Raw genomic sequence first — 11784 nt, 5'->3', positions numbered from 1 at the left:
ACCGCACCCAGCAGCGCCTGCACCAGAAAACGGGCACACGAAAAAAAGGGGCATACAAAAAGGGGCGGTGAGAGAAAAACTCTCGCCGCCCCTTCTATAGGCCATAGGCCACTATCTTCAGCTGCTGTTCTCAGAGATCAACCCAAGCTAAAACATGTAGGTTAACCGCCCGGTTCACGGCACCTGCCAAATCTTAAGCATCGATATAAGGGCTACTGGGGATGTCAATCATGTCCAGCATTGACAGGACACGAGCCAGCTCCTCGCGGGTAGCAATCTTGGTCGGACGGAAATCCTTGCTCTTATTGTGAAAGCTCGTATCAATATTCACCGACGAGTGCAGCCACACCGACTCGGTGTAGAACGGGGCACCCGGCTTCATGTCCTGCGGGGTAGTGGGACGGAACCACGAAGGACGACGGCCGGGGGTAAGCATAAAGTAACGGTAGAAGAACGCTGCCATCGTAGCGCGGCTAGCCACCGCCTCCGGGTGCATCTTACCGTCAGACCAACCCGAGGTCAGACCATTCTGGTATGCCCAAATGTATGCCGGGTAACGCTCATCCTTCGGGGACACATCCGGGAACGGGGAACGCGCCGGAAGCTTAACCTTCGGCGAGCGGGCGCCTCGGTAGATTGCATCCATCAGATCGCTGCGGGTCACCGCACGCTTAGGGTAGAAGCAACGTTCCTTATCGAGTAGCAAAACCTTTGCCTTACATGACCTGTAGATATCGGGAGCGTACTCGCCATCCATATCAATATCCACAATGAAAGGTGCCCACGCAAACTCAGTGTTAATCGTCGGGCGAACCTCAATAGTACGCAGGATGGTGTACTGCTCACGGCGCGGACGAAGAGACAAGCGAATCCCGTAGTCCGCCTTCGGGCCACCAGTGACCTCGCGAGAAATGACGTGGTGCCTCACGTAGGGGTCATTCTCGATGCGCTTCTTCGGCTCAAGAGCGAAGAAGTAGAACTGCGTGAAGCCCTTCTCCTTGGTGTAGTAGCCAGCCTCAATGTATGGGGTGTACAGGCCAGTATCAAGCACAGCCTGCAGGCCTGTAATCTCGTAGCTGAGGTTGAAGCCGCTAATATCAAACGACGCCTCGGTAATCTTGAACGTCAGCGGGGTGGTCATAACGTCCAAGGTGGCAGCCTGGGCGCTCTGCTCGCCGGCATGGTGCGCACCCAAAGCGCCAGCGACTGTTAGTGCTGCTGCACCCTTAAAAAGGGCGCGACGAGAGGAAAAAGTAGACATATCATTGTCCCATCGATGTGTTTCTGAGTGGTTACTTCTACGCTAGCAAACCAATAACCATTGGTTAAGCCTCTAGTCGTTTGCTATGCGTACGCGGCGTGACGTGTTTCCATGTGTGCTGAGTTGAGAATGTGAATGCTAGTGAGTGATGTACCCGCCACCAATGGCGAGACGTTTAATACTATAAGCACTTCTGTGCACAAAAAGAAGGCGGATAGATAGACACTACCCGTCTTCTGCCCCGCAAAAACCTACCCGCTTAATGTGGGGAAATGTGGTTTTACAGGGGGAAATACAGACTTAAGCCCCTAGAAAAATAGTTAAAAAATTTTCAATATGATGCAAAAAATAGGCGAAAACAAATAGTTGGGCGACCTACTGCTCATGTACCAGCAACGTCAAAACGCCTGCCTTACGCGCCGTCGGCAGGGTGCACTCCACCGACCAGTCCGCGCTGATCGCCTCCAAAAATTCGGCAATACCAGCCGTAGAACCATCAATAGGACGAGCCGCCAAACCCGACTGAATCAGGTAGCGCGCAAACAAGCCACGATAATGCTTCGCCATATGCGAGACGACCTTACGCGACCCATCAGCCGCCACACGCTCCACGCGAACCGCCAGAGTCTGCGACGGGGGAGTCACCCACGACTTCGCGTACGCTGCAGAGCGGCAATCCAGAATCAGCTGGTCCTTCGCGGTTGCCTCCAGTGCGGTACCCAACGCACCCTTCCAGAAGGATGCAAGCGCACCCACCGAACCCAGCTTCACGCCCATCGACAGGCGGTAGGCGGGAATTGCGTCCTCGGGGCGCAGAATACCCCACAGCGCCGAAGAAATCAGCAACGACCAGTGCGCGGCATCGCGTTCGGCGGGGGAGAAGCTCGCATAATCCAGCGCCTCAAAGAGCACACCCGTGTAGGTGCGGATCGCGGGCTGTGCAGGTTCGGTCAGCAGGCGCGTATTGCGTTCCACCTCTGCTGCGAGGGAAGCACCCACCTTGAGCTCCGTGAGAGCATCGGGGCCCGAGCTAACCGTTGCCAGCTCCTCCAGGACGCTCTCACGCTCGGTGGTCAGCTCAGGGAACGAGAGGTCAGCGAAGCATACGGGCGCGTTGCCAGCGGGGGCGGGAGTTTTACCTTCGGACGGGGGAAGAAGAATCAGCATCTCTCCAGTGTACCCGCGAGACGCAGTGTAGCTACGAGGCGCAGTGTAGTTGCGAGACGCCCACGAGGCCGCGAGTCCGCTAGTGTGCCTCCTTGTACCCCGTGTACCCGCGAAACGAACCCGGAAAATAGCCACCTCCAAGGGTGTGCGTATAATAGGTTGGGTGAAACGGGCCGTCTGGGCAATCGCGAGGCACACGTGCTTCGAGGAAAGTCCGGGCTCCACAGCACAGGATGGTGGATAACATCCACTCGGGGTAACCCGCAGGCCAGTGCCACAGAAAGTAAACCGCCGCGGTTCGCCGCGGTAAGGGTGAAAGGGTGGTGTAAGAGACCACCAGCGGGCGCGGTGACGTGCCCGGCTAGGTAAACCCCATTCGGAGCAAGGTCAAACAGAATACGCCATGGTAGGGTAGTGCGCCCGATCCCCTTCAGCTTCCTTCACGGAGGTGGGGTGCGTATTCGGGTAGGCTGCTTGAGACGTGCGGCAACGTACGTTCTAGATAGATGATTGCCTCGAAACGCCCCTTCGGGCGGCGTTTTAGACAGAACCCGGCTCATAGGATGACCCGTTTCACGCTACCGTTGGCTGATGGAAAACATCATCAGTTGATGGGAAAACGAAGACCGCGAATGCGCTTGAGAGTGCATTCGCGGTCTTCGTTTATGCTCTGTCTAAGAGTCCTCTACTGAAAAGCTGGAGAGGCTCTGATTGGGTGAGTCAGCGATTAGTGGCCGAACGGATCCGGATCCACGCCGGGCATCCACGAGTTACCGTCGACGGTCCAGCCTTCCTTCTTGACGACCTTCTTCATCTTGCCGGTCCACTTCTTGTTCAGGCGGTTCACGTACAGCTTGCCGTCCAGGTGGTCGGTCTCGTGCTGCATGCAGCGTGCGAACCAGCCGGTCGCCTCGAAGTGGACGGGGTTGCCGTGCTCGTCAAGGCCGTTCACCGTGACCCACTCGGCGCGCTTGAGGGGGAAGCCGTAACCGGGGAAGGACAGGCAGCCCTCTTCCTCCTCGTAGGGATCCGGGTCGGCGGTAGAAATCTTGCCCAGGGTCAGCACCGGGTTGATGATGCAGCCGCGCGGGGGAACGCCGTCCTCGTTCTCCATCTTGTAGGTGAAGATGCGCAGGCCCACACCGATCTGCGGTGCCGCCAGACCCACGCCGTTGGATGCGTCCATGGTTTCGTACATGTCAGCCACGAGCTCCTTGAGCTCATCATTAAACTCGGTGACGGGTGCCGCGGGGCGGTGCAGAACGGGGTTGCCGTGAATAACGATGGGGCGAATAGCCACAGAATCATCCTTTGCTTGTGTTGAACGGGGACCTATCGGGTGCGCCTGCCGCATGAAGTCGCGGGGCATTCTGTTCTCGTTCGAAGGGTTGAAAATGCTGGTGTAAAAGTTTTGCTCCGGTAAACCTTGTCCAGGTAAACCGAGGTGAGGGTAAAGCGAAAGGGCCGTTACGGATAACCATAACGACCCTTTCCATCGGGGTGATCGACGGGGGTTGAACCCGCGACCTCCTGGACCACAACCAGGCGCTCTGCCAACTGAGCTACGACCACCATGTGCTTCGCTTGGTTTCCCTTGCGATGTGCAACGGATACTACTGTACATGAGTTCACGAACCCTGCCAAGCTGAGATCGGGTGATGCTCGTTACAGTTTGAGATAGGGGTTGGGGGGGGCGCCGGACGCACGCCCCGGGACCCCCTCGAGGGCCCGGAGGACGCGCATCCCGGTGCACAGCTACATCGCGCTCAGGCGCCGTTGCATAGCGCTCGGCTACTGCTCGGCAGGTTCGGCGGCCTTCGCCTCCAGCTCGACGCGCTCCGCCTCAACCTCGCGGGCAATCTTAGCGGCGGCCACGGCATCCGGACCCTGCTCCACAAAAATTGCGCGACGGTAGTACTTCAGCTCGTCAATCGAATCCTTAATATCGCCCAGCGCGCGGTGGTGACCGGTCTTCACCGGGGCGCTGTGACGGGCGGCGGGGTACCAGCGCGAAGCCAGCTCCTTAATCGTGGACACATCAATCACGCGGTAGTGCAGATGGTCCATCACCTGCGGCATGTAACGTTCCAGGAAGCGCTTATCCATGCCCACCGAGTTACCACCCAGCTGCGCCTTGCCCGCCACAGGAACATACTTCTTCACGTAGCGGAGCACCTGCTCCTGGGCGTAATCCATCGACACGCCGTTCTCGAGGCCGTCCAGCAGACCCGAGGACTCGTGCATCGAACGCACAAAGTCGTTCATGTTCTCCACCGCACCCGCGGGGGACTCGTCGCCGGGCTTAATGACGAACTCCACGCCCGAACCCAAAATGTTGAGGTCGGCATCGGTGACCAGAACGCCCACCTCAATCAGGGCGTCATTGGCCACGTCGAGGCCGGTCATCTCGCAGTCAATCCATACAATACGTTCACTAGAAATACTCACACTCCAACTCTACCCTCATTCGCGCCCGCCCGCCCCTCCGCGCGTCGGAACATAGTCGGAACGTATAAGAACGCTCAGGTGTGTGCAGAGGCGCTGTCCACACCGCGCGCTCGCACCCGAATCCGCCGGGCTCCGGTGAAGCGCTCGGGTATGATAAAAGCCAAAGAGACGACGCATACAGAAAGGGAGTAATGCGCTCACTGAAAGAGCCCGCACACCGGCTCGCCGCCACCAGAGCACACGACGCACCCCTCTCACCCCGGCTGCTGGATTACGTCAATAACCACCGTCTGCGAACGCTCGTCATTGGCACCATCGGCTCAATCATGGTCACCCTGGGGTCCTACACCGTCGGATGGCTCTCGGATAGCTCCAACTTTTGGCGCTACGACCTGATTCGCGCCATCAGGTTTGACGCCGTATGGGTCATCGCCGGCATTATCCTGCTGGCCCTCGGCGCCATGATTATGTGCCGTGAATGGCTGCGCATCTACCAGAAGATGGGCGATTGGAACGAACCCAGCGCCATGCGGTGGATGATTGCCGTCATTATCAGCTGGTCCCTGCCGCAGATCTTCGCCTTCACCATCTACAGCCGCGATATGTTCTCCTACTACGGTCAGGGCATGGTCATGGCGCACGGCCTCAACCCGTACAAGCACGGAGTCTCCGAAATCTCGAACTTCATGCAGAACGGTGCGGACCCCATGTGGGCGGAATCCCCGCCCCCGTACGGCCCGGTCTCCCTCAAGCTCGAAGAGTGGATTGTGCGCCTGGCGGGGGAGAACATCGACCTCTCCCTCTTCTACTTCCGCCTGCTCTCCGTGCTCGCGGTCATCGGTATTCTCTTCTACGTGGCAAAACTCGCCAAGGCACACGGCTTCAACCAGGTCCGCGCCCTCTGGCAGATCGGCCCGAACCCGCTGTTCATCGCATCGTTCATCGCCAGCGGCCACAACGACTCGCTCATGACCATGTTCATGCTCGGCGGCCTCTACTACGCCAAGCGCTACCGCGACACCCGATGGGGCGGCCCGCTCGGCGTGACATTCGTAGCCCTCGGCGTTGCCGTCAAGCCGCTCGCCCTCGTGGTGCTGCCCTTCGTGGGTCTGCTCTGGGCGGGCAAGAACGCCTCCTGGCCGCGCAAGTTCGTGTTTTGGGCTTTCTCCGGCGTGCTTCTGCTCGCCGAAATGGCGCTCATGGGCTGGGTGACCGGACTGGAATTCGGTTGGATCAAGGCGCTTTCCACGACCGGCGGCCAGTACATCTGGTACACCCCCTTCGGCCTGGTGATTGGCGCGGCATCCCTCTTCACGCAGGGGGATACCTTCGAGGTCATTCGCAAACTCATCGAGACCGTCGGCAAGGGCATCGGTATGCTCGGAGCGGTAGCAATGGCATTCGTTGGACGCGACCGCAACATCGTGCGCCACGCCGGCCTGGCCATCCTGTTCATGCTCCTGTGTAGCCCCATGATTCAGCCGTGGTACCTGCTCTGGGCTATCCCAATGCTTGCCGCGACCGGTCTGCGCTCGCACTTTCAGCTCATGTGGTACTTCATCACTACGCTGTTCTTCATGGCCTACGGCGTGAGCGACCAGCTGAACGTTTCGCCCTATCTGCGCGATTTCAACCAGGATATGGGCCGACTTATCGCAACGGTGGTCTGCCTGGGCTACATTGTGTACCTCATGGTCCTCGACCCGGCAACCCGCCGCATGGTGTACGTGAGCTTCCGCCCCACGCAGGTGCGCCGCACCGCGATTCGCCTGTGGTGGCAGCTGTTCCCCGGCGCATCGAGCCGCCGTGCACGCCGCCGCGAGGCAAAGAAGCAGGAGCGAGAGGTGCTGACCGGCTCCACGCGGAGCTAACCCCCTCGAGTGTTCCGCCCCGACGGTTCCTCTGGGCGTCCAAACGTGCGGGGAACAGCTAGGACTCGTGTACCCTAGAGGAAGGCCCCAGTAGCTCAGAGGATAGAGCAGGAGCCTTCTAATCTCTTGGTCGGGGGTTCGATTCCCTCCTGGGGCGCCGTAACGAAAACCGCCCCGCACCCTTCAACGGGGGTGCGGGGCGGTTTTCTTTATACCCTTGAGCTACCGCAAAGATGCGGGGCGCGTTACTTCTTGGTCGGGTTCGTGTCCTTGCACGAGTTGAGGGTGCGCTCCATGACCTTCTTCTCGTCGGCGGTCACCCACAGCTTGTACTTGGCCTTCACGTGCACCTGGCGAGCCACGTAGGTGCAGCGGTAGGAGGCGTTGCTCGGCAACCATTCGGAGGCATCCGCATCGGACTTCTGCTGGTTGGCCGGGCCGTCCACGGCGAGTAGGTTCTCGGGGTCGTTTGCCAGCTGGCGACGCTGCTCGGCGCTCAGGTCCTGCGCGCCGGTCTGCCATGCGTTCGATAGGGCGACCACGTGGTCAATCTGTACGGCCGCGGAGGTCTTCTTGCCGCGCTTGAACTCGATGGTCTTACCGGTGTACGGGTCTGCAAGCGTGCCGGTAATGACGGTGCACGCGTGGGTCTTGACCTTGAAACGAATATTGGTCAGGTCGCGGCGCAGAATGTCGTCGCGGGTATTGCACTTGTTGCCGTCAACGTCATCCCAGGCGGGGCCGAACTGATCACGAGAGTAGCCAGCCTTCGACGCGCGTTCCTTCACCTGCAGGGACGCCAGCTCGCTCTTCGCGGTGGCCAGATCCGGCGCGAGCGCGGTGGCGGGGTCAACTGCCTTGTACGGGTTCTTGACCTCAGCGAGGGTTTCCGTGGCAACGGTGGTTTCTTCCTCGTCGGTGGCGGAGGTCGTCGCATCCGAACCGAGCAGGCCGTCCACACCGTTCTTGCTCACATAGACCAGGCCAATAATCAGCACGATCACGGCAAACACAGCGAGCAGACCGTAAATGAGGCGCTTCTTCTGCGGGTCCATCGAATCGGGCAGCTTGGGCAGGTTGCGCTGCAGCTGCTGAAGTTCCTGCAGGGAGGACAGGTTGTTGTTCGCGGGCTTTTTGCTCACGGGTTCTCCAAGGCGGGTAGACGGGATGCGGCTGAGTGCACCGCATCATCAAGGATAGAGGGCGCGGGATAGAAATAGTTAACTTGAGGGTAAAAATAGCCGCCCCGACGCTGAGATACCTATCACGATGCCGGATGGGGCGTAGTCGTCATATTTCTGCAGGGAATGCGTTGCCCGCAGGCGATTTTTGAAAAAACGGGGTGAAAAGTTCAAAAACTCTATCCACAGGCGGTGCCCAAAACCGCAAAACGCGAGGTTATCCACAGAAGCGGTAACCACCGGGTGCAGGAGCGGGTCAGCCCTGGCAAGGTGAAGGAACCCACCCACTAGTTTCTAAGGAGAAACCATGAGCGACACCATCCTGATCCGCGGATTCACCGCCTCCGACCCGGCACTGAGCACCCTGCCCAACGGGGTGCCCGTCGTGAACTTTCGCCTCGCCAGTACCCCTCGCTGGCAGGATGCTACCGGCACCTGGAAAGAAGGCACCACCAACTGGTACACCGTGAAAGCCTACCGTCGCCTCGCCCAGAACATTGCCACATCCATTGAGAAGGGGCAGCCGCTGGTCGTGAGTGGCCGCCAGCGCATTAGCCGCTGGAACCGCGAAGACGGCACGCAGGGCACCACGGTAGAAGTGGATGCCTTCGGCATCGGTCACGACCTGAACTACGGTACGAGCACCTTCGCCCGCACCGTGGAGAAGCGCACGGTCAACGAGGGTTCCGTGCAGGGTGCGCCTCAGCAGGACGCAACGCAGCAGAGTATGCCGCACTCGGGCGCGCCGTTGCAGGAGGCGCCTCAGTACACGCAGCAGTATGCTCCGGCGCAGAACGGTGCATCCCAGGGCGGGGGAGCGCAGAGTGACGAACCCCCCTTCTAAAAGTGCTCCCCGGATGCTTGCATAAACGCGGGTGCATTGGGATAATGGAGCATTGTGTTGACATCGGGCACGCCCCTGCCGCAGGGGGGAGAGCGACCAACGATGTCAACCTTCGGGCACCAATCCTGTCCGAAGCATGAAGTTTTCTGTCCCGCAGTGGGGCAGAGCAATCTGAGTCTATTTGACCTGCGGCAGATGACTCTGGAGATCTACAACTATGCAGACTCTTGACTTCCTCGACAAGAAGTCCCTCCGTGACGACATCCCCGCATTCGGCCCCGGTGACACCCTGAACGTTCACGTTAAGATCGTTGAAGGTAAGAACCACCGTATCCAGGTCTTCAAGGGCTTCGTCGTTGGCCGCCAGGGTGCAGGCGTTCGCGAGACCTTCACCGTCCGCAAGGTTTCCTTCGGTGTTGGTGTTGAGCGTACCTTCCCGGTTCACTCTCCCTCCATCGAGAAGATCGAGCTGGTGACCCGCGGTGACGTCCGTCGTGCAAAGCTGTACTACATGCGCGACCGCCACGGTAAGGCTGCTCGTATCCGCGAGAAGCGCGAGTTCTAATCTTTATAGATACAGAATTCTGTTGCAAACCGCTCCCCAACCGCATTCCGCGGGAGAGGAGCGGTTTTTGCATATTCTGAGAACCTTGCCGCTCTCAGAAAATAAAAGCCCAAGAGCGCAAGCACTCTCGATACAATAGCTAGGTACCGTTTCACTCGAGCTAGGTATCTCTCAAACGAAAGGCTCACTCCAGCATGGCAGACGATAAGAACACTGCGAACACCAGCCCCTTCCCTGAGGGATACCAGCCTCAAAGCCGCCGCGAGCGCCGCGAAATGGAAGAATACTTCGCGCGCCTCGCCGCCGAGAAGGCAGCAGCTGAGAAGACGGCTACCGAGCAGAATGCCGCAGCGAAGAATGCCGAGCGCGAAGAATCCACCGATGAGGAGAACACCGCAGACGTGGAAACCACCAAGGACTTCTCCGAAATGACCCCCAAGGAACGCCGCAAGGCAAAGCGTGCCGAACAGGCGGAGCTGACCTACTCCCAGGCGCAGGAAGAAGGCCGCCTCGGCGAATGGCTCTGGGTGCAGGCACGTGAGGGTGGCACCGTCATCCTCTACGCGCTGGTCATCGCATTCCTGGTCAAGACCTTCCTGCTGCGCGGCTTCTACATTCCTTCCGGCTCCATGGAGCAGACCCTGCAGGTCAACGACCGCGTGTTCATTAACGTGGCGGGCTCCTACTTTAGCGAGCCCAAGCGCGGCGACGTGATCGTCTTCAAGGACTCTCAGGGTTGGATTCCCTCCACCCAGAAGTCCAGCAACCCGCTCAAGGACGGCCTGTCCTTCGTGGGTATTCTGCCGGATACCTCCTCGAACTTCCTGGTCAAGCGCGTTATCGGTACTCCCGGTGACGTGGTCGAAAGCGACGGCAACGGCAAGGTCAAGGTCAACGGTGTAGAAATCACCGAACCGTACCTGTACCCCGGCAACCCGCCCTCGGAGATGCCCTTCAAGGTGACCGTGCCCGCCGGCAAGTACTTCGTGATGGGCGACCACCGCAGCAACTCCGCCGACTCCCGCTACCACATTAGCGACGGCACCGCGTTCATCTCCAAGGATGACGTGCAGGGTAACGTGTTCGTGGTGGCCTGGCCGCTGAACCACTTCGGTCTGCTGCAGGATCAGAGCTCGGTGTTCTCCTCGATTCCTGCACCGTCCTCCACCCCGAGCGAATAAGCGAGCGTGGCAATGATGGTGAGCGCCCAGAAGAGCGCAACGAAACCCGCTCAAGCTAAGCCCGCCAAAGCAACCCCGCCAGCTGCAGACCTTGAGTACGAGCAGCAGCTCTTCGCCTCCGGCGCCCGCACAGTTGCCGGAATCGACGAGGTAGGCCGCGGCTCCATGGCGGGCCCGGTCACCGTGGGCGTCGCAATCCTCACCCCGAACGCCACCCTCGAGGTGGGCGGGCTGATCGACTCCAAGGCGCTCTCACCGGCACGCCGCGAATCCATGGTTCCCGAAATCCGCCAGTGGTGCGCCGTGGCGGTCGGGCACGTGGAACCGGCAGATATTGACCGGCTCGGCATGACCCTCTCGCTGAGGCTTGCCGCCCAGCGTGCGCTCGCCGAGCTGGCGCGCCGCGGATACCGTGCCGACGCCGCCCTGCTGGACGGTAAGCACGACTGGTTCACCCCTCCGCAGGAGGACCTGTTCAGTGCGCTGGCACCGGACCCGGCGCAGGCACACTACAACGAACTGCTCGCCCAAGCGTGGGAAGGCGCAGGCGGTGCAGATGAGCCCGCGCAGATGCCGGTGACCATGGTCATTAAGGGTGACTACAAGTGTGCCTCCATCGCCGCCGCATCGGTGGTTGCGAAGGTGGAACGTGACGAGCTGATGGTTCAGCTGGATACCCGCTACCCGGGGTACGGCTGGGCAAAGAACAAGGGCTACGGATCTGCCGCTCACCGCGAGGCGATTAGCGTGCAGGGCCCCAGCCCGCAGCATCGACTGTCATGGTCGCTTCCGGCGACCGCCGAGCAGATTGAGGCCGCTGCGGCACAGCGCGGCTAGGGCGTGTGGTATTCCTGAAAACCGCGCCTCGGAAGGCCGCGAAAGCCTAACGTGCCACCGCTGAATCAGTACTACAAAAGTCCAGGAAAGGAAGAGTAGTGAGCGCAGAAGACCTCGAAAACTACGAGACCGACGCCCAAATGGCACTCTACCGCGAATACAAAGACGTCATGTCGCTCTTTAGCTACGCGGTAGAAACCGACCGACGCTTCTACCTGGCGAACCAGGTGGACGTCACCCCGCACGTGCAGGACGGCACCCTCTACTTTGAGGTGAGCATGAGCGACGTGTGGGTGTGGGATGTATTCCGCTCCAACCGCTTTGTGAAGAAGGTGCACGCCTACTCGGTGCGTGACGTGAACGTGGAGGAGCGCCTGCCCAACCAGGAGTTCACCGTGCCGGAAATGCCGGACTTTAACGCCTAGCTCA

11 protein-coding genes, 2 tRNA genes and 1 other RNA gene are annotated in these 11784 nt (G+C 59.8%); 8 read left to right on the top strand and 6 right to left on the bottom strand.

Going from position 1 to position 11784, the window contains the following annotated elements:
• Positions 1 to 193: 193 nt before the first annotated feature.
• Both HMPREF2879_RS08700 and HMPREF2879_RS08695 read right to left on the bottom strand, forming a co-directional pair.
• Complete coding sequence (locus HMPREF2879_RS08700; protein ID WP_070594071.1) at positions 194 to 1261, bottom strand: S-layer homology domain-containing protein; 1068 nt, start codon at positions 1259 to 1261, stop codon at positions 194 to 196.
• Positions 1262 to 1636: 375 nt separating this feature from the next.
• Positions 1637 to 2428, bottom strand: coding sequence for a YaaA family protein (locus HMPREF2879_RS08695; protein ID WP_070635317.1), 792 nt, complete (start codon positions 2426 to 2428; stop codon positions 1637 to 1639).
• Between the two features lie 169 nt (positions 2429 to 2597).
• Here HMPREF2879_RS08695 and rnpB point away from each other — a divergent pair.
• Positions 2598 to 3003: RNase P RNA component class A (rnpB, locus tag HMPREF2879_RS08690), an RNA gene on the top strand.
• A 152-nt stretch (positions 3004 to 3155) separates the two neighbouring features.
• Here the strand turns inward: rnpB and def are convergent.
• The 3 genes from def to orn form a co-directional block, all read right to left on the bottom strand.
• The gene (gene def, locus HMPREF2879_RS08685; protein WP_044141710.1) at positions 3156 to 3728 is read right to left on the bottom strand and encodes a peptide deformylase; all 573 of its coding nucleotides are present in this window, start codon (positions 3726 to 3728) and stop codon (positions 3156 to 3158) included.
• Positions 3729 to 3927: 199 nt separating this feature from the next.
• Positions 3928 to 4000: transfer RNA gene (locus tag HMPREF2879_RS08680), tRNA-His, on the bottom strand.
• A gap of 219 nt (positions 4001 to 4219) precedes the next feature.
• Positions 4220 to 4876, bottom strand: a complete 657-nt coding sequence (gene orn, locus HMPREF2879_RS08675; RefSeq protein ID WP_070635315.1) for an oligoribonuclease — start codon at positions 4874 to 4876, stop codon at positions 4220 to 4222.
• Between the two features lie 191 nt (positions 4877 to 5067).
• On the opposite strand from orn, the gene mptB reads away from it, so the two are divergent.
• A complete protein-coding gene (gene mptB, locus HMPREF2879_RS08670; protein ID WP_070635314.1) occupies positions 5068 to 6747 on the top strand; it encodes a polyprenol phosphomannose-dependent alpha 1,6 mannosyltransferase MptB in 1680 nt (559 codons plus the stop codon).
• Positions 6748 to 6831: 84 nt separating this feature from the next.
• A tRNA-Arg gene (locus HMPREF2879_RS08665) sits at positions 6832 to 6904 on the top strand.
• Positions 6905 to 6992: 88 nt separating this feature from the next.
• Here HMPREF2879_RS08665 and HMPREF2879_RS08660 read toward each other — a convergent pair.
• The gene (locus HMPREF2879_RS08660) at positions 6993 to 7889 is read right to left on the bottom strand and encodes an HNH endonuclease family protein (RefSeq protein WP_070635313.1); all 897 of its coding nucleotides are present in this window, start codon (positions 7887 to 7889) and stop codon (positions 6993 to 6995) included.
• A gap of 346 nt (positions 7890 to 8235) precedes the next feature.
• Here HMPREF2879_RS08660 and HMPREF2879_RS08655 point away from each other — a divergent pair, with 346 nt between their 5' ends.
• The 5 genes from HMPREF2879_RS08655 to HMPREF2879_RS08635 all read left to right on the top strand — a co-directional run bounded on the left by HMPREF2879_RS08655 (position 8236) and on the right by HMPREF2879_RS08635 (position 11780).
• Positions 8236 to 8772: a single-stranded DNA-binding protein gene (locus HMPREF2879_RS08655; RefSeq protein ID WP_070635312.1), complete on the top strand. Its 537-nt coding sequence runs from the start codon at positions 8236 to 8238 to the stop codon at positions 8770 to 8772.
• Positions 8773 to 8989: 217 nt separating this feature from the next.
• The gene (rplS, locus tag HMPREF2879_RS08650) at positions 8990 to 9337 is read left to right on the top strand and encodes a 50S ribosomal protein L19 (RefSeq protein WP_012903660.1); all 348 of its coding nucleotides are present in this window, start codon (positions 8990 to 8992) and stop codon (positions 9335 to 9337) included.
• Positions 9338 to 9531: 194 nt separating this feature from the next.
• A complete protein-coding gene (gene lepB, locus HMPREF2879_RS08645) occupies positions 9532 to 10518 on the top strand; it encodes a signal peptidase I (RefSeq protein WP_070635311.1) in 987 nt (328 codons plus the stop codon).
• 6 nt (positions 10519 to 10524) lie between these two features.
• Entirely contained in the window at positions 10525 to 11355 is an 831-nt protein-coding gene (locus tag HMPREF2879_RS08640; protein ID WP_070635310.1) for a ribonuclease HII, read from the top strand.
• 98 nt (positions 11356 to 11453) lie between these two features.
• The gene (locus tag HMPREF2879_RS08635; protein WP_005506259.1) at positions 11454 to 11780 is read left to right on the top strand and encodes a DUF2469 domain-containing protein; all 327 of its coding nucleotides are present in this window, start codon (positions 11454 to 11456) and stop codon (positions 11778 to 11780) included.
• Positions 11781 to 11784 lie beyond the last annotated feature (4 nt).

It is taken from the genome of Rothia sp. HMSC069C04 (assembly GCF_001812895.1).
Classification (GTDB): Bacteria; Actinomycetota; Actinomycetes; order Actinomycetales; family Micrococcaceae; genus Rothia.
Note: the sequence above shows the minus strand (reverse complement) of the source record. Positions and strands in the feature narration are given on the sequence as shown.

Excerpts from the sequence above, each read along its gene's own strand:
- HMPREF2879_RS08695 (WP_070635317.1), bottom strand. The coding sequence starts at position 2,428 with ATGCTGATTCTTCTTCCCCCGTCCGAAGGTAAAACTCCCGCCCCCGCT.
- HMPREF2879_RS08655 (WP_070635312.1), top strand. The coding sequence starts at position 8,236 with ATGAGCGACACCATCCTGATCCGCGGATTCACCGCCTCCGACCCGGCA.
- mptB (WP_070635314.1), top strand. The coding sequence starts at position 5,068 with ATGCGCTCACTGAAAGAGCCCGCACACCGGCTCGCCGCCACCAGAGCA.
- rplS (WP_012903660.1), top strand. The coding sequence starts at position 8,990 with ATGCAGACTCTTGACTTCCTCGACAAGAAGTCCCTCCGTGACGACATC.
- HMPREF2879_RS08700 (WP_070594071.1), bottom strand. The coding sequence starts at position 1,261 with ATGTCTACTTTTTCCTCTCGTCGCGCCCTTTTTAAGGGTGCAGCAGCA.
- lepB (WP_070635311.1), top strand. The coding sequence starts at position 9,532 with ATGGCAGACGATAAGAACACTGCGAACACCAGCCCCTTCCCTGAGGGA.